The 17,725-nt window shown below is 71.9% G+C and carries 15 protein-coding genes and 3 pseudogenes; 8 read left to right on the forward strand and 10 right to left on the reverse strand.

Features of this window, described 5'->3' with window-relative positions; genetic code table 11:
- The first annotated feature begins 52 nt into the window (after window positions 1-52).
- Together AB0O76_RS14745 and map are read left to right on the forward strand one after the other, a co-directional pair.
- Window positions 53-880, forward strand: a complete 828-nt coding sequence (locus tag AB0O76_RS14745; protein ID WP_365489877.1) for an alpha/beta hydrolase — start codon at window positions 53-55, stop codon at window positions 878-880.
- Between the two features lie 74 nt (window positions 881-954).
- On the forward strand, window positions 955-1,725 hold the full coding sequence (gene map, locus AB0O76_RS14750) for a type I methionyl aminopeptidase (RefSeq protein WP_365489880.1): 771 nt from the start codon (window positions 955-957) through the stop codon (window positions 1,723-1,725).
- A gap of 92 nt (window positions 1,726-1,817) precedes the next feature.
- Here the strand turns inward: map and AB0O76_RS14755 are convergent.
- Window positions 1,818-1,937: pseudogene (locus tag AB0O76_RS14755) on the reverse strand (MarR family transcriptional regulator); the annotation flags it as partial.
- A 188-nt stretch (window positions 1,938-2,125) separates the two neighbouring features.
- Window positions 2,126-3,526: a tryptophan 7-halogenase gene (locus tag AB0O76_RS14760; RefSeq protein ID WP_365489883.1), complete on the reverse strand. Its 1,401-nt coding sequence runs from the start codon at window positions 3,524-3,526 to the stop codon at window positions 2,126-2,128.
- 181 nt (window positions 3,527-3,707) lie between these two features.
- Here AB0O76_RS14760 and AB0O76_RS14765 point away from each other — a divergent pair, with 181 nt between their 5' ends.
- Complete coding sequence (locus tag AB0O76_RS14765; protein WP_365489886.1) at window positions 3,708-4,832, forward strand: glutamate--cysteine ligase; 1,125 nt, start codon at window positions 3,708-3,710, stop codon at window positions 4,830-4,832.
- Window positions 4,833-4,886: 54 nt separating this feature from the next.
- Here the strand turns inward: AB0O76_RS14765 and AB0O76_RS14770 are convergent, their stop codons facing one another.
- Both AB0O76_RS14770 and AB0O76_RS14775 read right to left on the reverse strand, forming a co-directional pair.
- Complete coding sequence (locus AB0O76_RS14770; protein WP_365490645.1) at window positions 4,887-6,032, reverse strand: MFS transporter; 1,146 nt, start codon at window positions 6,030-6,032, stop codon at window positions 4,887-4,889.
- A 38-nt stretch (window positions 6,033-6,070) separates the two neighbouring features.
- Complete coding sequence (locus AB0O76_RS14775; protein WP_365489889.1) at window positions 6,071-6,316, reverse strand: Chromate resistance protein ChrB; 246 nt, start codon at window positions 6,314-6,316, stop codon at window positions 6,071-6,073.
- Between the two features lie 66 nt (window positions 6,317-6,382).
- Between AB0O76_RS14775 and AB0O76_RS14780 the strand changes: the two genes are divergently transcribed.
- The 3 genes and pseudogenes from AB0O76_RS14780 to AB0O76_RS14790 form a co-directional block, all read left to right on the forward strand.
- Window positions 6,383-6,718 (forward strand): metalloregulator ArsR/SmtB family transcription factor, encoded by a 336-nt coding sequence (locus AB0O76_RS14780; RefSeq protein ID WP_365489892.1) that lies wholly within the window; start codon window positions 6,383-6,385, stop codon window positions 6,716-6,718.
- Window positions 6,718-7,440, forward strand: a complete 723-nt coding sequence (locus AB0O76_RS14785) for a cation transporter (protein WP_365489895.1) — start codon at window positions 6,718-6,720, stop codon at window positions 7,438-7,440. Before AB0O76_RS14780 ends, AB0O76_RS14785 begins: the two co-directional genes overlap by 1 nt.
- Window positions 7,441-7,574: 134 nt before the next feature.
- Window positions 7,575-7,724, forward strand: a pseudogene (locus AB0O76_RS14790) (transcriptional regulator); the annotation flags it as partial.
- Here AB0O76_RS14790 and AB0O76_RS14795 read toward each other — a convergent pair.
- Window positions 7,669-8,679 carry a DMT family transporter gene (locus AB0O76_RS14795; protein WP_365489898.1) on the reverse strand — a complete coding sequence of 337 codons (1,011 nt, stop codon included), beginning with the start codon at window positions 8,677-8,679 and terminating at the stop codon, window positions 7,669-7,671. The pseudogene AB0O76_RS14790 and the gene AB0O76_RS14795 overlap by 56 nt on opposite strands.
- A gap of 249 nt (window positions 8,680-8,928) precedes the next feature.
- Between AB0O76_RS14795 and AB0O76_RS14800 the strand changes: the two genes are divergently transcribed.
- On the forward strand, window positions 8,929-12,672 hold the full coding sequence (locus tag AB0O76_RS14800; RefSeq protein ID WP_365489900.1) for an ABC transporter ATP-binding protein: 3,744 nt from the start codon (window positions 8,929-8,931) through the stop codon (window positions 12,670-12,672).
- 106 nt (window positions 12,673-12,778) lie between these two features.
- Here the strand turns inward: AB0O76_RS14800 and AB0O76_RS14805 are convergent, their stop codons facing one another.
- Window positions 12,779-13,381: a hypothetical protein gene (locus AB0O76_RS14805; protein WP_365489903.1), complete on the reverse strand. Its 603-nt coding sequence runs from the start codon at window positions 13,379-13,381 to the stop codon at window positions 12,779-12,781.
- Entirely contained in the window at window positions 13,378-14,034 is a 657-nt protein-coding gene (locus tag AB0O76_RS14810) for a hypothetical protein (protein ID WP_365489906.1), read from the reverse strand. Before AB0O76_RS14810 ends, AB0O76_RS14805 begins: the two co-directional genes overlap by 4 nt.
- A 340-nt stretch (window positions 14,035-14,374) precedes the next feature.
- On the opposite strand from AB0O76_RS14810, the gene AB0O76_RS14815 reads away from it, so the two are divergent.
- Window positions 14,375-15,790 carry a helix-turn-helix domain-containing protein gene (locus AB0O76_RS14815; protein WP_365489909.1) on the forward strand — a complete coding sequence of 472 codons (1,416 nt, stop codon included), beginning with the start codon at window positions 14,375-14,377 and terminating at the stop codon, window positions 15,788-15,790.
- Window positions 15,791-15,799: 9 nt separating this feature from the next.
- On the opposite strand, the pseudogene AB0O76_RS14820 reads toward AB0O76_RS14815, so the two are convergent.
- The 3 genes and pseudogenes from AB0O76_RS14820 to AB0O76_RS14830 all read right to left on the reverse strand — a co-directional run.
- Window positions 15,800-15,904, reverse strand: a pseudogene (locus AB0O76_RS14820) (MarR family transcriptional regulator); the annotation flags it as partial.
- Window positions 15,905-15,931: 27 nt separating this feature from the next.
- Complete coding sequence (locus AB0O76_RS14825; protein WP_365489912.1) at window positions 15,932-17,062, reverse strand: endonuclease/exonuclease/phosphatase family protein; 1,131 nt, start codon at window positions 17,060-17,062, stop codon at window positions 15,932-15,934.
- Window positions 17,059-17,652 (reverse strand): M15 family metallopeptidase, encoded by a 594-nt coding sequence (locus AB0O76_RS14830; protein WP_365489915.1) that lies wholly within the window; start codon window positions 17,650-17,652, stop codon window positions 17,059-17,061. Before AB0O76_RS14830 ends, AB0O76_RS14825 begins: the two co-directional genes overlap by 4 nt.
- Window positions 17,653-17,725 lie beyond the last annotated feature (73 nt).

Below are 17,725 nucleotides of genomic sequence, written 5' to 3' on the forward strand. Positions count from 1 at the left end.
GGTGTCTTTCTGGACTCTCGGCCGGGCGGCCCGTGCAGGACACAGTGGGTCCATGAGCGAAACCACCGAAACGGCAGTGCTGAGGACGGCAGTCCAGGTCGACGGCGAGCAGGCGAGCTACTTGACCGCAGGGCGGCGGGACGCCCCGCCCGTGCTGATGCTGCACGGCACGTACTGGAGCCGCGTCTGGCTCCCCGTACTCGGCCGCCTCGCCGACGCGGGGCTGCGGCCCCTCGCGGTCGACCTCCCCGGCCTTGGCCGCTCAGGAGGCCGGCTCACCCCGGAAACGGCCACGGTTCCGGCCCTCGCCGACTGGGTGACACGATTTGTCTCCGCGCTGCACCTCTCCGGCCCCATCGCCCTGGCAGGCCACGACATCGGCGGCGCCATCGCCCAGCACCTCCTGGCCCACAACCGGCTCGACGTGTCCCGCCTTGCCTTGGTCAACTCGGTCCTCTACGACTCCTGGCCCGCGCCCCACGTGGCCCAATTCCGGGACGGGGACACGGGGGAAGGCGTGCTCGCCGCCCGTCGGCAGGCGATTGCGGGGGTGCTGGCCGGGGTCGCCACTGAGTCGTTGATTGCGGACTATGCGGATCCGTGGACCGATGAGCGGGTGTGCCGCTCCTGGACGGCCCTGGCGGGCGCGGCCGACAACCGCTACACCCTTGACCTCGTTCCCGCGCTGCGGCGGTCCACGACGCCCAAGCTGCTGATCTGGGGGGAAGACGACCTCCACGAGACGGTGGAATACGCCGAACGGTTCGCCTCGGAGATGCCCCGCGCCACGCTCATCCGCATCCCCGATGCGGATCACATCCCGACGGAGAACGCCCCCGACCACATCGGCCGCGCGCTCGCCGACTTCTTCACAGCGTAGAGGTCATGACCCCATTCTCGTACCGGTATAGTTTGACCGGTATAGTTATTGGTTACGTGAGAAGGGCGCGTCGCATGATCGAGATCCTGAACCCCACCCTGCTGGCCCGGGCGAAAGACACCGGCGCCCTGGTCGCTGACATCCTGCAGACACTGAAGAGCCGTAGCGCGGTCGGCACGAGCCTGCTGGACATCGACCGGTGGGCCAAGAAAATGATCGTCGAGGCCGGAGCCCAGTCCTGCTACGTCGACTACGCGCCGTCCTTCGGGCGCGGCCCGTTCGGCCACTACATCTGCACGGCCGTCAACGACGCCGTGCTCCACGGACGGCCGTACGACTACGCGCTTGCCGACGGCGATTTGCTGACCCTCGACCTCGCCGTCTCCAAGGGCGGAGTCGCCGCAGACGCCGCCATCAGCTTCATCGTGGGTGACGCGCGCCCCCCGCAGAGCGTCGCGATGATCAGTACGACCGAACGCGCGCTGGCCGCAGGGATCGCCGCTGCCGGGCCCGGGGCCCGCGTCGGTGACATCTCCCATGCCATCGGCACCGTCCTCAGTGAGGCGGGGTACCGGATCAACACCGAGTTCGGAGGTCATGGCATCGGATCGACGATGCACCAGGACCCGCACGTCGCGAACACCGGGCGGCCCGGCCGTGGATACAAGCTCCGCCCCGGGCTGCTCCTCGCACTGGAGCCGTGGGTCATGGCGGACACCGCTCAACTCGTCACCGACGCCGACGGATGGACCCTCCGAAGCGCGACCGGCTGCCGGACGGCGCACAGCGAGCACACGATCGCCATCACCGACGACGGAGCCGAAATCCTCACCCTGCAGAGGTAGTTGAGGCGAGCACGCTCAGCCGGTGGGCCGCCGGCAGCCTCCCGGCGCACGGTTTCGGCGACGCCGGAGAGTGCCGCGCCGAAGTGGCGGCGCTGCGCTGCGGTCAGAGGGTCGAACACGAGTCGGCGCACCTGTGCGACATGCCCCGGTGCGCTGTCGACCAGCTTCTGCCGACCGCTGTCGGTCAGCGTGGCCAGGGTGTAGCGACCGTCCTGATCAAGCTCAGCATCTTCCTGACCCGGCGGGCGGACCTCTCCCACGAGGAGTTCGTGGCATGCGACCGAGAGCCCGATCTTCGGCTGAACACCGAGGTCGGCGACGACTCGCCCGGGCCACGCCCACCGCCCTTCCCCTGGTCGGCGACTGGTCGTCACCAAGGACCTGCCGGAGGCAGTGCGCGTCAGTCCGTGCGGTCGGCCCCCGCTCGGCGGAGCCCCACCGGGGCGAGAGTGAGGTAGAGGCCGGCCGATGCCTGTTCGGGGCGGGTGGGCAGGGGGACCATGTGGCTGGTTCCGTGGCCGCCGAGGCCCTGGGCGCGGTGTCCGTCGAGAGGCCGGCGGAGTCTGTCGAGCAGCGTGGCGACGGCCTTGTCCTGGGCGTCGCCGAGGTCTTCGACGCCGGTCACGATGTTGAGGAACGACTCGTGCAGACGCAGGTCCTGCTGGTCGCGGTGGCTGAGGGTCTGGGCCTTGCGGAAGTAGGTGTCGCGGCCGTCGTGCATCCGGTAGAAGGCGCCGACGAGGATGAGCAGGCGTTCGTAGGCGTGCCGGTAGGCGGTGCGGTAGAAGCGCTGGGCCGAGGCCTCGTCGAGTTCGCCGCGCAGCACGCTGCCGATCGCGGCGGCGGAGAGCAGCCCGCTGTACATGGCCAGATGGACGCCCGTGGACAGGAGAGGGTCCAGGAAGCAGGCGGCGTCCCCGGCGAGGTAGTAGCCGGGGCCGCAGAACTCCTCGGCCACGTAGGAGTAGTCGCTCTCCACCTTGAGCCCTGAGACGCGCCTTGCACCGGCCAGCATGCGGTCAAGCAACGGGCACTGGGTGAGCGCCTCCGCGTAGAGGCCGTCGATGGAGCCGTGTTGATCCCGCGCCCGGTTGAAGGAGCGCTTGTCCGTCACCAGGCCGACGCTGAGGGTGCCGTCGTGGAGGGGAATGGCCCAGAACCATCCGTGCTCGGGCAGGGAGAAGACGCCGATGGCACCTGCGGGGGTGCCCGGCAGGGGCGCGGCACCGCGCCAGTATCCCCAGGCGGCGACGTTGCGGAAGACGTCGTGGAAGCGGCGCGTGCGCAACTGGCGTGCCGCCAGGAGACCGTTCCGGCCGGAGGCGTCGACGAGGCACTGGAAGTGTGTCTGCCCGGCGCGGCCGTCCCGGGAGGTCCAGGTGGCCGAGGTCGCGCGGTCGCCCGCGAACCCGACACGGCGTACCTGTGTCTCCTCGCGCACCCGCACTCCCTGTGCGCGGGCATGCTCCAGGAGCAGTTGGTCGAATTCGGAGCGGATGACCTGGAAACTGTAGGCGGCGGGCCGGTCCGGGGTGTCGAACCGCAATTGCCACTCCTGCCCGCTCCAGCCGTAGAAGGCTCCGGTCTTTCGGGTGAAGCCGTGGCGCTCGACCGCTTCGCGTGCGCCCATCACGTCCAGTACGGGGAGCAGCGAGGGCAGCAGGGACTCCCCGATGTGGTAGCGGGGAAAGCGGTCCCGTTCCAGCAGGGTCACATCGAAGCCCTGCCGCGCGAGCAGGGTTGCGGCGGTGGCGCCCGCAGGTCCGCCGCCGGTGACCAGTACCTGGGTCCGCTCGTCCACGCCAAGCTCCTCGTCGTGTGGAGAATCCGCACCCGGCCACGGCTGTCGGCATGCCCGGAAAGCACCCTGCGCCGCGGTCATCAACCGTGACACCATGGTCACCGTCTCCGTCCAGTGGAGCCGGAGCCGCCCCCGACGCGCAAGACCGCCCCTTGCGGCCGAAGTTCGAGGGAGGACATCCGTGCAGGCAGTGCCGGAACATCTGACAGTGGGTCTTGAGGAGGAATACCTGCTGGTCGACCCGGTGTTCCGGAAGCTCGGTCCGCACAGCGAGAAGGTGGTGGCCGCGGCAGCGCCCGAACTCGGCGCGAGGGTCGGTACGGAACTGACGCGCTATCAGGTCGAGGCGCGGACCGAGGCACACACCGATCTGTCCGCACTGGCCGAGCAGGTGCGTGCCATGCGGGCCGCGGTCACCGTTGCCGCCGAGCAGCAGGGTGTGCGCGCCATCTCCAGCGGAACGCCCGTCCTCGACGAGCCCGCACCGCCTCCCGTCGTCGCGGGCGCGCGCTACCTGCAGAGCGTCGCGGAGTTCCGCGCTCTTGACGACGAACAGACCGTCTGCGCCTGCCACATCCACATCGGCATCCCGGACCACCCGGCCGGCACGCTCCGGGTCAGCAATTGGCTGCGGCCCTGGCTACCGGTGCTCATCGCTCTCCTCGCGAACTCGCCGTACTGGGCAGGGCGGGACACCGGTTACGCAAGTTGGCGCACGATGGTCTGGGCCCGGTGGCCGGTATCCGGCCCACCGCCGTACTTCGAGTCCCCGGCCCACTTCGACGAACTCGTGGACCGCTGCGTGGCCACCGGCGCGATCATGGACCGCAGCGCCCTGTACTGGGACATCAGGCCCTCCCACCACGTGCCCACCCTGGAGGTCCGCACAGCCGACGCGGCGTGCGCCGCCGAGGACACCGTCCTGCTCGCCGCCGTCGTACGGGCACTCGCGGCCACCGCGCTGCGAGCCGCCGCATCCGGTGAGCCGGCACCGCGGCCCGAACCGGAGATGCTGCGCGCGGCCTGCTGGCGCGCGGCACGCGACGGGCTGACGGGCCACGGCGTCGACCCTCTCACCGGCCGCCTCGTCCCGGCGCGGACACACGTCCAGCGGATGCTGTCCTGGATCCGGCCCGCCCTGCACCGCCACGGCGATCTGGAGGCGGTCAGGGTCGGCTGGGCACGCCTGTGCGCCGAGGGCAACGGGGCGGACCGTCAACGTGCCGTCTACCGCCGCCGCTCGAACCTGCATGACGTGGTTGACCACTTGGCCTCGTGCATGAGCCCGCCGGCGGGCTCCGCATGACGCGCTTCCCAGCTCTCGTCGGCGTGGACGCACTGTCTTGGGCCCAGGGACGGGTCAGTTCGGTGCGCGTGCCGTTCGGCGGCGGTCGGCAAGGGCGGGCAGCGCACCTGCGGCCAGGAGGACAGCCAGGGCCGCGTAGCCGTAGGTGAGGGTGGTGGCGGTGGCCACGCCCGCCACGAGCAAGGGGCCGCCGGCGTCGCCCAGTTCGCGGCCGAGTTCGGCCGAGCCCATGGTCTGGCCCATGCGCTCCTCCGGGGTGGAGGCGGCGAGGGCGGCGAAGCCGAGCGGGGTGACAAGACCGGTGCCGGTGCCGATGAGGGCGGCGGCCAGGAGGACCCCGGCCAGGCCGGGCAGCATCGCGGCGGTGAGTCCTGCGGCGGTGATGAGCAGTCCGGCGAGCAGGCCGGTACGGGTGCTCAGGCGTCCGGCGTCCAGGGCGCGGCCGGCCTTGGGCTGGACGACGGCTGCGGTGGCGGCGAGCACGGAGACGGCGGCGCCGGTGGCCACGGTGCCGAGCCCGGCCGCGGCTCCCGAGACGGGCAGGAAGCCGACGCCGACGGAGAGTGCGGCGGTGGCTGCGGCGAGCGCGGCGGTCGGGGCGAGGAAGGAGTGGTCTGCCAGGCGCCGCGCGAGGTCGGCGACGGTCTGTCGCTTGCGGGGCAGCGGCGGTACGGCGGGGACGGCGAGCACGGCCCACAGCGCGACGGCCGCCGCGCACACGGCCATCACCGTGAACAACAGGCGCAGCCCGCCCGCCCAGACGAGGACGCCGCCGAGCAGCGGGCCGAGGGTGTAGCCGATGGACTTGTAGAAGCCGTAACTGCCGAACGCGCGGCCGCGCTTGGCCGCGGGGTTGAGGCGGGCCACGAGCGCGGAAGCGGACGGGGAGAAGGCGGAGGCCGCGGCGCCCTGGCCCAGGCGCGCCGCCCACAGCCAGCCGGGACTGTCCGCGACGGCGTACAGCGCGGAGGCGGCGGCGAACGCGATCAGGCCGCCGAGCAGGACCGGCTTGCCGCCGATGCGGTCGGCGAGCGATCCGAAGACCGGCTTGAGGACGACTTCGGCGCCGTCGTACAGGGCGAGCAGACCGCCCAGGACCAGGAGGGAAGTGACGGCGTCCGCGGAGAACCCGCCGAGGTTGGCGGCGATGCCGTGCGCGCCGAAGGCAGTGGTGAACCCGGCGGCGTACAGCGGCCACATGGCCCGCTTCGGGGCAGCGGGGGTTATCGGTTGCCGGCTCACAAGGCCTCCTCGTCACCAGCGTGCAGCGCGCCGAAGACGTCCAGCTCGGCCAGGGTGAACTTGGACGTACGGATCTCCTTGGCGATCTCCTCCTCGAACTTGCCGCAGTCCGCGAATTCCGTCCAGTCCGCCGAGCGGGCGGCGGTGAACATCTCCCGGAAGCGGGCGGCGTCCGGCACGGCCCAGATGCCCTGGCCCAGCGAGAGGGCCCCGATCCTGCGCAGTTCCCGCCACACCGCCACCCGGCGCCAGAGTCCACGCTAGAGTCCACGATTTCATGAATTCAGGATTGGATGTACTGTTGAGGTGTGCTGACTGTTGCCTCTGACATCGAGGTCCTTGCCAGGTTCGGCCGCGCGCTCGCCGACCCGATCCGCTGCCGCATCCTGCTCGCCCTGCGCGATGCCCCCGCCTACCCGGCCGACCTCGCCGACGCGCTCGGCATCTCCCGTACCCGGCTGTCGAACCACCTTGCCTGCCTGCGCGACTGCGGCCTGGTCGTCACCGTGCCCGACGGCCGCCGCACCCGCTACGAACTCGCCGACGCGCGCCTCGGCCACGCACTCGATGACCTGCGCACCGCCGTGGTGGCCGTCGAGACCGACCGCACCTGCCCGGACGCCGAGAAGAAGGGCTGCTGTTGATGGCCGCCGAGATATCGATGTCCCTCGGGCCCACCCAGGTCCGCCGCGACGCGCTCACCCGCCGGATACGGCTCCTGGTGGCAGCGACCATCACCTACAACGTCATCGAGGCGATCGTCGCCATCACGGCCGGTTCGATCGCCTCCTCCACCGCGCTGATCGGCTTCGGCCTGGACTCGGTCATCGAGGTCTCATCCGCCGCGGCCGTGGCCTGGCAGTTCTCCGCCCGCGACCATGCCGTCCGTGAGGCGCGTGAGCAGCGCACGCTGCGGATCATCGCGGTCTCGTTCTTCGCGCTTGCCGCGTACGTCGCTGTCGACGCCGCCCGCGCCCTGACCGGCACCGGCGAGGCTGAACGCTCCATCCCCGGCATTGTCATCGCCGCTCTCTCCCTCGCGGTGATGCCGTTCCTGTCCGCCGCTCAGCGCACGGCCGGCCGCGAGCTCGGCTCCGCCTCCGCGGTCGCCGACTCCAAGCAGACACTCCTGTGCACGTACCTGTCCGCCGTCCTTCTGGTGGGCCTGGTCCTCAACGCCACCCTCGGCTGGTCCTGGGCTGATCCCATCGCTGCCTTGGTCATCGCCGCCGTCGCCGTCAAGGAAGGCCGCGACGCCTGGCAGGGCAAGGGATGCTGCGCGGTCCCGGCCGCCGCTACGGCGCCTGTCGCCAACGCCGAAGAGGACGCACGTGGTTGTCGCCCCGGATGCGACTGCTGCGCCTGACCCCACCAGGCGACCGCCGGGGAGACGGCGAGGCCGAAGCCCGTGGAGAGTTCGAAGCGGGCGAGGGTGCCCCCCAGGGCATGAGCCGGGGCGAGGACGGTGACGAGGGCTGTGGCGCTGACTCCAGGACAAGGCTGACAGCCCCGGAGGTCTCCCGCCACCTCGCCGTACTGCGCCGTGCCGGCCTGCTGAAAGAGCAACGGCACGGTCGCTACATCCGCTACACCCTCAACCTTCCCGCGATGACGACGCTGGGCACGGATCTGCTGTCGGCCGTGCTGCGCCAGGAGCCGTGGCGACGACGCGGCTCGTCCGCGTACCCGAGAGCGCCGCGACCGAGACCGCCGCGAGCGCGAGCACGACGCCTGCGACCGTGGCCGCCGTGACCTGCGTATCACCGTGCGGCAGCAGCAGGTCGAGGGCGAGGGAACCGGCCAACTGGCCGGTGATCGTGCACAGTCCGAGCACCAGGACGCCGAGCTTCTGCACCGTGGCGACCGCGATGGTGATGAAGGAGATGCCGACCAGACCGCCGAGATAGAGGTACGGCTCGGCCGGCAGGCGGGAGGGAAGCCCCGTCGCCACGGCGTGCACCAGGAAGACGGCGCTCAACGCACCTGTACCTGCGAGGAAGTTGAAGAACGTCCCCGCGTACGCGGATCCCGCGGCGTTCTTCACATGCCCGTTGACCGCCTGCTGCCAACTCACGCAGATGCCGGCCACCAGCGGGAGCAACAGCATCGCGTACGGGAACCCGCCGCCCAGTTTGTCCGCCATCGAAAGACCCACGGCCGCGAGCACAAGCACCGCGCCGACGACCCGGCGCCGCGTGGGCCGCTGCGGTCCGGCGGGCCCGAGCCCCATCCGGTCGAAGAGCAGCCCTCCCGTGACCTGGCCCGCGACGATCGCGACCGTGAACAGTGCGACACCGAGCGCGCCGACGGTCAGCCCCTGCGTGAGCACAAAGGCCGCACCCCCGAATCCGCCGAGCACCTGCCACCACTTGAGCCGCCCGCTGCGTACGTCCGAGAGCACCAGGCCCGCCCCACGGCGGGGCTTTCGCAGCACAAGGAGCCCGAGGGCAAGCACCGCGAACCCTGAGCCGAACGAGATCGCCGCGGCTGCGAAACCGTCACCGCCGAGCCCGGCGGCGAGCTCCCCGGTGATACGGGCCTGCAGGGAGATCAGGGTGCCGGAGAAGACGGCGAGGAGCAGCCAGGGAGCTGCGGCGGCGGGCATGTGCGTACGACCTCTGGATGGACTTCGACGGTGGGTGGAGAAGCGTCCCGGCGGCGCCTCGGGGGGACGGCGGCCGGGTCCGTACCTTTCTAACCGATCAGCCTGTCGTCGGGCAGGGCGGGCCGGATGACGAGACGGCGCATACCGCCGGCGACCGGCTGCGTCCGGTCGCGGCCGGGACCGTCGACCGGTCGGTCTGCCCCTCTGTGAGCATCGGGCTCCCAATGGCGCGCTGCTCAGGAGACCGGTATGCGTACACGGCAGGAATGGACGGCCGCGGTAATGCTGTTGTGGCGGGCCGGGCCCCGGCACACCGTCGCACTCGCCCTGACCGTGGTCTGCGAGGCGCTCACCGGCCCGCTCATCGTGGTCGCGACCGGACGGCTCGTCGGCGCGCTGCCGGGAGCCGTGACAACGGGCGCCGGGTCCGCCGAGGCCCGGCACGCGCTGGCCGTCCTCACCGTGTTCGCGGTGCTGATTCTCGTACGCACGGGACTGCGCGCCCTGGACAGCGGGCTCGCGGCGGTGCTGCGGCTGCGGGCGGCCGGCGTGGTGGAGGACCGGGCCATCGCGGCCGGAACAGGGCCGGACGGCATCGGACACTTAGAAGAGCCGGGGTACGCCGATACGCTGCGCCTGGCCACCGAGCCGGGCACCCGGCCGGACCAACTCGCCGTCCTGCTGCCCGAGATCGTGCGTCCCCGGCTCGAAGGGATAGGCCTGCTCTTCCTGTTGGCGCCGCTCGCGTGGTGGGCGCCGCCGCTGCTCGGGCTCGCCGCGGTGCTGACCTACCGCTCCTATCTGCGGCTGTCGCGCCAGGTGCACGGCAGCATGGAGTCGACGAGCGCGGTGATCCGAAGGGCGGGCTATCTGCGGTCACTTGCCGTGGATCCCGAGCCCGCCAAGGAGATACGTGTCTTCGGGCTCGGTGACTGGCTCGCCGACCGGATGACGGCCGTCTGGCAGTCGGGCATGGCCAGGGTCTGGGCCACCCGGGGTACGGCCGCGCGGCACGCCTACGGCGCGGTGGGGTTCGTGGTGCTCGCGGAGGGCGTGGTCCTGGGGTACGCGGCCTTCACCGCCGCGCGCGGTGAACTGAGCCTCACCGAGCTGGTGATCAGCGCCCAGGCGGCGCTCGCCCTGCCCGCACTCGGCTGGGTCGGCGATGACGATCTCATGGTGCGCGACGCGTTGTTGGGGCTGCGGTCGCTCGCGGCGTTGGAGCGGCGGGGGACCGCCGACAGCGACCGGAACGGTCACCTGAGGGGGAGGGCCCCGGAAGTCCGCCGCCGCATCGCCTTCGAAGCCGTGGACTTCACCTATCCCGGCACGGACAATCCCGTACTGCGCGGCCTCGACCTGGAGATACCGGCCGGGACCTCCGTGGCGATCGTCGGGGCGAACGGCTCCGGCAAGACGACGCTGATCAAACTTCTCGCGCGGCTGTACGAGCCGGACGCCGGGCGTATCACCGTGGACGGCGCGGACGTGCGGGAGTGCGACGCGCGGCAGTGGCGCCGTGGAATCTCCGTCGTCTTCCAGGACTTCGTGAGGTATCCGCTGACGCTGCGCGACAACGTGGCGATGGGCGCCCCGGACATGGGCGCCGACCCACGTGCCCTGGAGCGTGCCCTGGAGTTGGCCGACGCTGCCGAGCTGCCCCGTACGCTCGGGGCGGGCTGGGACACCGTGCTCTCCCGGCAGTTCGCGGGCGGCGCCGACCTGTCCGCGGGCCAGTGGCAGCGCGTCGCGCTCGCCCGCGCGCTCCTGGCGGCACGATCGGGGGCCGTGCTCGTGCTCGACGAGCCCACCGCGCATCTCGACGCGCGGGCGGAAGCCGCCTTCTTCGACCGGTTCCTCACGGTGAGCGGGGGCGCCACCACGATCCTGGTCTCGCACCGCTTCTCGGGCGTACGCAAGGCCGATCTCATCCATGTCATGGACGGCGGGCGGATCGCGGAGAGCGGCACGCACGAGGAGTTGATGGTGTCGGGCGGCAGGTACGCCCGGATGTATCGGCTGCAGGCGGAGCGATTCGTCGGCGGTGACGATGACAGTGACGGTGACGGTGGCTTCGGTGGCGCTGAGCCCCGGGACGGTGCCGCTGCCGCCTGTGAGTCCCCGGGGGCATCGCCTGCCGTGGCGGAAGGCCCCGTCGGAGGCGACGTCCCCGAAGTCTCCGGACGCGGTTGGCGCGATGTGCTCGACGCGCTGCGCACCCTGGTCGTCGAGTCCTTCCGGGAGTCCTGGAAACTCGCCGTGCTCGGGCTGCTGCTCGTGCCCGCCGCGGCCGGACTCGCGGCCCTGCAGGCCCTCTGGCTGAGGTCCATGGCCGAGGGCGCGCAACAGGGGCTCCTTGAATCCACGGTGACGGCCGCGCTCCTGCTTGTGGTGAGCCTCGGCGTGTGGGAGGCGGTCGAACTCGCCGCCATCGGGGCCAGGATCGGGCTCAGCGAGCGGGTGGGCTTCGCCTTCGACCGTCTCCTCGCCCGGCTCGCCGCGGGCATTCCCGGGCTGCGCCACCAGGAGTCGCCCGCCTTCCAGGACCGGCTCCACCTGCTGCGCGACCGCACCCTGGCCATGGGCGCACTGCTCAACTGGGTGCTCAACCTGCTCGAACAGCTCGGCGGCTTCCTGGTGACGGCCGCGCTGCTCGCCACCGTCCACCCCGCCCTCCTTGTGCTGCCGCTCATCGGGGCACTCGCCCTGCGCCTGCAGATCTCCGCCCGCGGCGTCATCGCCCGCGCCCAAGAGGCCACGGCGGCCGACTACCGGCTCGCCGGACGCCTTGCCCGCCTCGCCACCTCACCGGCGGCGGGCAAGGAGCTGCGCGTCTTCGATGCCGGGCCCGAACTGTGGGCCAGGGTAGGGGAGTTGCGCGGCCGCGCGGACGGGGTGAAGAGCCGGGCGCAGTGGCGGGTCACCGCGATCGGCTGCGCGGCCGGACTGCTCAACTCGCTCGGCCTGATCGGCGCGGTCGCTTTCGTCGTGCACCTCGCGGTGACCGGACACACCGGCCTCGGCGCCGTACTGCTCGCCGTCGTTCTGGCCGGACGGTTCACCGGTCATGTCGGCGGACTCGTGCAGGCCACGGGCGCCGTCGTCGAACTCCTGCAGAGCGCCGAGAGGTTGCGCTGGCTGCGTGCGTACGCGGATCAGTCGAGCCTCGCGCCCGTGAACGCCTCCGGTGCGGCAGTGCCGTCGAGGCTGCGGCAGGGCATCGCCGTCGAAGGTCTTTCCTTCCGCTATCCGGGCACCGCCGCTGCCACACTGCACGACGTCGAACTGCTGCTGCCTGTCGGGGGAGTGGTGGCCCTGGTCGGTGAGAACGGCTCCGGGAAGTCCACCCTGGTCAAGCTGTTGTGCCGGATGTACGAGCCGACGCGGGGCCGGATCACGCTCGACGGGGTCCGCCTCGACGCCCTCGCCCCGGAGCGGTGGCGCGAGCGGATCGGCGCCGCGTTCGAGGACTTCGTACGCTTCGAGTTCGCTCTGCGCGAGACGGTCGGCGTCGGGGATCTGCCACGAATCGGCCGCCCGCGGACTGTAGTTGCCGCTCTTGACCGGGCAGGCGCCGCCGACCTGCCCGGCACGCTGCCGGACGGTCTCGGCACCCAGCTGGGCAGCCGCTGGGAGCGCGGCGTCGATCTGTCGACGGGCCAGTGGCAGAAGCTGGCGCTCGCGCGCGCCCTGATGCGTCCGGCACCCCTGCTGCGCATCCTGGACGAGCCGACCGCCTCCCTGGACGCGGAGACCGAGCACGTCATCTTCGAGCGGTACATCGAGGCCGCGCGCCGCCCCTGGCCCTACGGCGGCGATCCGGGCACGGTCACGCTGCTGGTCTCGCACCGGTTCTCGACCGTACGGGGCGCGGACCTCATCGTCGTACTCGACCACGGTCGGGTCGCCGAGACGGGCCGGCACGAGGAACTCCTCGCACGAGGTGGCCGCTATGCGCAGATGTACGGAATCCAGGCGCGCGCCTACCGGTGACGGGCACGCGGAAGGAGCGCAGGCCCGGGCCGGCGCTCCTCCTGCATCTACCAACGGGCTTTCTGCCAACTGACTTTCCGGCTACGGACTTTCTGCCCACGGACGACTACGCGGCAGTGCCCTGCGGCACCACCCACGCCGGGTCCCGGGGCTCCACCTTGTTGGCGAAGGCCACGATCTGGGCGTACGCGGCCAGGTCGGCCATCGCGGACTGGATCCGCGTCAGCGCGGTGTCCGCCGCCGCGTCGTCGGTCCGCTCCAGCCAGTCACCGATGAGCACGGCCACGGCGAGGGTGCGCTCGCGCATGTCGTGGCAGATGCCCAGCGGGCCGCCCGTCCTGGCCTGCCAGGTGAACGCCTGCCACAGCTCGGCCGAGTGCGGCACCTGGCCGAGGCTGAGGCCCGAGCGGTAGAGCCGGTCGTAGTCGAGCCTGCCGGCCCACGCGGCCGTCTCCGCGGTGAGGGTGCCCGTCGCGAGGATGTCGGCCACCTGGGCCAGCATCCGGGCGGCGGCGCCGAGCCGGTCCTTCGCCGCGGCGGCGTACACCGAGGCGGCGGCAAGACCGTCGCCGTGCTCGGCGAGTTCGAGCGCCCGGCACACCTCGCTGCTCGCCGCGGTCAGTTCGGTGCCCGCCGCCTGCGCCAACTGCTTCTTGTCGCGCAGGTCCTCCGCGCTGAGGCTGAGGTACTTGTTGCAGACCGCGCTCATATCCCGTTGCTCCTTCCGTTTCCGGCGCCGACGACCGCGACGGCGCCGGGTGTCATGCCGAGGATGTTGATGACGGCCAGTGCCTGGCCGTAGATCCGGATGCGGTCGAACGCGGTGAGCAACTGCCAGGCGACGCGCTGCCAGTCCGCGGGACCCGCCACATCGGCGTATGCCGCGAAGCCGTCGAGGTCCGCCGAGAACGCGGCAAGCGCGGTGACGAAGTGGCCGAACGCCGCCTCGTCCCCGCCCTCTTCGTAGCGGAGCGCGATGGCCTCGATGGCGGCCTTGTCCAGCTGGACGAGGTCCGCGTCCCGGGCAGTGCCGAGCGTCTCGCGCACCGGGGCGGTCCCGCCGCCCGCGGCCCGCAGCCGCTCGTCGTGGACCGGGTAGAAGCCAAGCTCCTGGGCGGCGCGGTGGGACGTGCGGTACTCCACAAGCCCGGCCTGGACCGCAGCGGCGGCGCAGCGCACCCGCAGCGCGGCCTGGCGCACGTCGTTGAGCTCCAGGTCGGAGTGCATCAGGTGAAGCTCACTGCCCGCCCGCATGAAGTGGGCCGAACCGGTGGCGATGGGCCCGTCCACGCGCTTGTACAGGGACTGTTCGGCCGCGCTGCCGTCAGGCAGGTTGGGGGATTTGTTGCAGACCCTACTCATATAGGTCGTGCCTCCTTGGTTGTCCGATGCCGGTTGTCCGACGTCGGTCGTGCGGTGTGTCGGTCGTGCGATGTCGCTCGTGCGGTGTTGCGACGCCCGGTGTCCGGCATCCGGCGGGAAGCGGCACCAAACCGGCGGACGGCATTCCACGAATGCCGTAGTGACAGCCGGTGCGGTGCCCGGTCGCCGATACGCGGGATCCGAGCGGTAGTCGGATGTTCGCAACGCGCCCCTGGGTGCGGTCCGCGAAGTCGGGCACCACCGGACAGATCCGGATGGTCTCGGCCGGGCGACGGTCACAGGGCGTCGCCGGCGCGAGCCGGTGCGGAGGATGCGAACGGTGTCAGAGGCGACGGGGGCGACGGGGGCGGCGGAACACCCGCAGGGCGGGGGACCGCGGGAGACGGCGGCAGGGGTCGGCCCGGTGGACTACGTGGACACGACGGATGCACTGGCCGCGTTGCTGCGCCAGTTGCGCAGACGCGCCGCGCGCAGGAACGGCGGCGCACAGCTCACCTACCGGCAGCTCGCGGCGCGTACGGGCTGGGCGCACGGCGTGATCGGCGACTACTTCGCGGGCAAGACCCTCCCGCCGACGGACCGCTTCGACACACTGGTCCAGCTGCTCGGCGCCACCGGCCGCGAACTGCGGCTCCTCGCGACGGCCCGCGACCGCGTCGAGGAGGCGCGCCGCTCCCGTCCGGCCGCGGGCGGACGCACGGGCCCGCTCGGTACGGACGACGTCGGTCCGCTGCCGCCCGCCCCGCGCCAGCTGCCCGCTGATGTCCCCGAACTCCCCGGCCGCGACTGGGAGTTGGCGGCACTCGACGTGCTCCGCCCGGGGTCGCGGGGCAGCGGCCCCGTCGTGGTCGCGCTCGACGGGCCCAGCGGTGTCGGCAAGTCGGCGCTCGCCGTGCACGCGGCCCATCGACTCGCCGATCGGTTCCCCGACGGCCAGCTCTATGCCGACCTGCGGGGCTCACGCCACGACGAGCGTCCCGTTCCCCCCGTCGACGTCCTCAGGCGATTTCTCTGCGCATCGGGTGCGCCGAGGCTGTATCCGTGCAGCGCGGCGGACGCGGCGGCGGCCTACCGCACGCTGCTCACCGAGCGCCGGGTCCTGATCGTCCTGGACAACGCCCGGGACGCCGCCCAGGTCCGGCCCCTGCTGCCCGCGGCGCACGGCTGCGCGGTCCTGGTCACCAGCCTCGGTGTCCTCGCCGCCCTGAACGGCGCCAGCCACCTCCACCTGACACCGCTGCGGCCCCCGGCATCCATTGCGGTGCTCGAACTCTGGGCGGGCCAGGGGCGGTTGGGCGCCGAACGCGACGCCGCCGAGGCGATCGCGCGGCACTGCGGTCACCTCCCCCTGGCCCTGCGCATCGCGGGCGCCCGCCTCGCGGCACGCCCCCGGTGGCCGGTACGGGAACTCGCGGGCCGGCTCGCCGACCCCGCGCGCCGCCTGGCGGAACTGTCCTTCGCGGACCTGGACATGCGTGCCGCCCTGGAAGCGGGCCACAGAGAGCTGCTGACCCGCGGTCCCACCGGCCGGGCAGCAGCTCTCGCGCTCCCGCTACTGGCCGTGGAACAGGGCGAGTTGACGGTGGCGGAGGCGGCAGCGACGACGGGCGGCGCCCCGCCGGCGACCGAGGCGATCCTGGAGCAACTCCTCGACGTGCAGTTCCTGGAGTCCCGGGCGCCGGGCCGCTACCGCTTCCACCCGCTGCCCCGGCTGTTCGCCCGCATGCTCCCCTGAGCGGCGCGGTCAGGCGGTCAGCGCCGCAAGCTCCGCGTCGGCGCGCTCGGTGACCAGGGCGAGGACGCGGCCGGCGGCGGCCAGGTCGTCGGAGGGGATTCCGCCCCAGATGCGGCCGGGTCCGGAGGCGCCACGCCATGTTCACCAGCTGATTCCGGCCGCCACCGGCAGGTGGTCGCTGCCCGTGGCCGGCAGCGTCCACGAGCTCGCCGGTTCCACGCCCTTGACCAGGATCTGGTCGATCCGCGCCATCGGGAACTTCGCGGGCCAGCTGAAGCCGAAGCCGTCCCCGGCCACGTCCTGGACCGAGCGCAGCTGCGAAGTGATGCCGGTGAACGCGCGGTCGTCCATGGTGCCGTTCAGGTCGCCGAGCAGCACCACCCGCTCGTTCTGCTCGGCGGCGACGGCCTCGGCGAGCGCCTGCGCGTTGCGGTCCCGGGTGTCCGTCCAGAAGCCAGTCCTGGGAACCACGCGCACGGAACCCAGGTGGGCCACATACACCGCAAGCGGACCCTGGTCCGTGGTCACTGTGGTGCGCAGCGCCCGGTTGTAGGCCATCTTGACCTCGGCCGGCTTGGTGTCCCCGAGCGGCCCGACGTCCTGCTTGATGTCGACCGGCTCGGTGTCCGACAGCGGCAGCTTGCTCCACAGCCCGACCGTGCCCTGCACGGTGTGGTGCGGGTACGTCTTCGCCAGCTCCTTCTCGTACGCGCCCTCGGCCTCTGGGGCGATCTCCTCCAGGGCCAGCAGCTGCGCACCGGAGGCGGCCAGGTCGCGGGCGGTGCCTGCCGGGTCGGGGTTGTCGGCGCCGACGTTGTGGCTCACCACGGTGAGGTCGCCGCCCGAGTGGGACTTGTCTATGAGCAGCCCGCCGAAGAGGCTCAGCCACCCCACCACCGGCAGCAGCAGCGCGACGACCGCGGTGGCGGAGCGGCGCCACAGTGCTGCGGCAAGCAGTACCGGGACGAACAGGCCGAACCACGGCAGGAGCGACTCCACCAGGCTGCCGAGGCCCCCGATCCGGTTCGGGATCTGCCCGTGCAGCAGCAGGAGCAGGCCGAGCAGCAGCGTCAGCGCCGCGAGCACCGGGCCGCGCTTCCAGGGCTCCGGGCGGGAGGCGGTGCGGATTGCCCGGCGGAGGCGTGTGCGCCAGGTGCCGGAGCCGGAACCGGTATTCCGGGGGCCGGCACCGCCCTTTCCGGGCTCGGCCGTGTCCGCCGTTCCCGCCGTACCCGCCTGCGTCATCGTCTGTCCTCGTTCACTGCTGGTCACCGCTGCATCCTCGGGTCCTGGGTGGGGTCGGCGTACATCCGCGGGCAACCACGTTCGATCGCGTCGGTGCGCAGTTCGTAGTGCCAGGGTTCGTTCTTGTAGATCTGGCACAGCCCGTACTCGGCACCGTGCTCGGACAGCCACGCCGTCGCGTCGGAGCGCCCGATGTCGACTGCGTCGCCCGACACGTGCGGCGACGTCTCCGCGGTGGCCACCCAGCGGGCGGCCTCCTCTTCGGACCCGTACTTGGAGACTGCCTCGCGAAGGAGCTGACTCTGGTACTCCGGGGAGCGCCAGCCGCTGTTGACGTAGAACTCGACTCCGTCGTCCGCGGCAGCCGTCGCGGCCTGGCGGAGGGCCTTGAGCAGAGCTGGATCGAGGTTGGTCACGGCCGGACTCGCGTCGTCGAAGGAAAAGGAAGGTGAGAGCGACGAGCGAGCCGCGGAGGACGAGAGCTTCGGCACCTGGTGGACGAGGGCCGCGGCGATCACCGCCACGACGACTGCCAGGCCGACGGCAAGGAGCCATCGAAGCCTGCGGTCCGGTATCCGGCGGTTCGGGGTCCGTGCTGCTGGTGGTGTTCGAGCCATGCCGCCAGTCAAGGCAGCGCGATGTTGCCGGCCCGTATGCGGTTTTCGATACGTCGACGATATGTCCCGGCTC

The sequence above is a fragment of the Streptomyces sp. NPDC086554 genome (assembly GCF_040686095.1).
Lineage (GTDB): Bacteria > Actinomycetota > Actinomycetes > Streptomycetales > Streptomycetaceae > Streptomyces.

What these genes read in the sequence shown, in the direction of transcription:
- AB0O76_RS14745 (WP_365489877.1), top strand. Translation starts at nt 53, where the DNA reads ATGAGCGAAACCACCGAAACGGCAGTGCTGAGGACGGCAGTCCAGGTC.
- map (WP_365489880.1), top strand. Translation starts at nt 955, where the DNA reads ATGATCGAGATCCTGAACCCCACCCTGCTGGCCCGGGCGAAAGACACC.
- AB0O76_RS14770 (WP_365490645.1), bottom strand. Translation starts at nt 6,032, where the DNA reads ATGTGGCCGCTGTACGCCGCCGGGTTCACCACTGCCTTCGGCGCGCAC.
- AB0O76_RS14785 (WP_365489895.1), top strand. Translation starts at nt 6,718, where the DNA reads ATGGCCGCCGAGATATCGATGTCCCTCGGGCCCACCCAGGTCCGCCGC.
- AB0O76_RS14795 (WP_365489898.1), bottom strand. Translation starts at nt 8,679, where the DNA reads ATGCCCGCCGCCGCAGCTCCCTGGCTGCTCCTCGCCGTCTTCTCCGGC.
- AB0O76_RS14800 (WP_365489900.1), top strand. Translation starts at nt 8,929, where the DNA reads ATGCGTACACGGCAGGAATGGACGGCCGCGGTAATGCTGTTGTGGCGG.
- AB0O76_RS14805 (WP_365489903.1), bottom strand. Translation starts at nt 13,381, where the DNA reads ATGAGCGCGGTCTGCAACAAGTACCTCAGCCTCAGCGCGGAGGACCTG.
- AB0O76_RS14810 (WP_365489906.1), bottom strand. Translation starts at nt 14,034, where the DNA reads ATGAGTAGGGTCTGCAACAAATCCCCCAACCTGCCTGACGGCAGCGCG.
- AB0O76_RS14830 (WP_365489915.1), bottom strand. Translation starts at nt 17,652, where the DNA reads ATGGCTCGAACACCACCAGCAGCACGGACCCCGAACCGCCGGATACCG.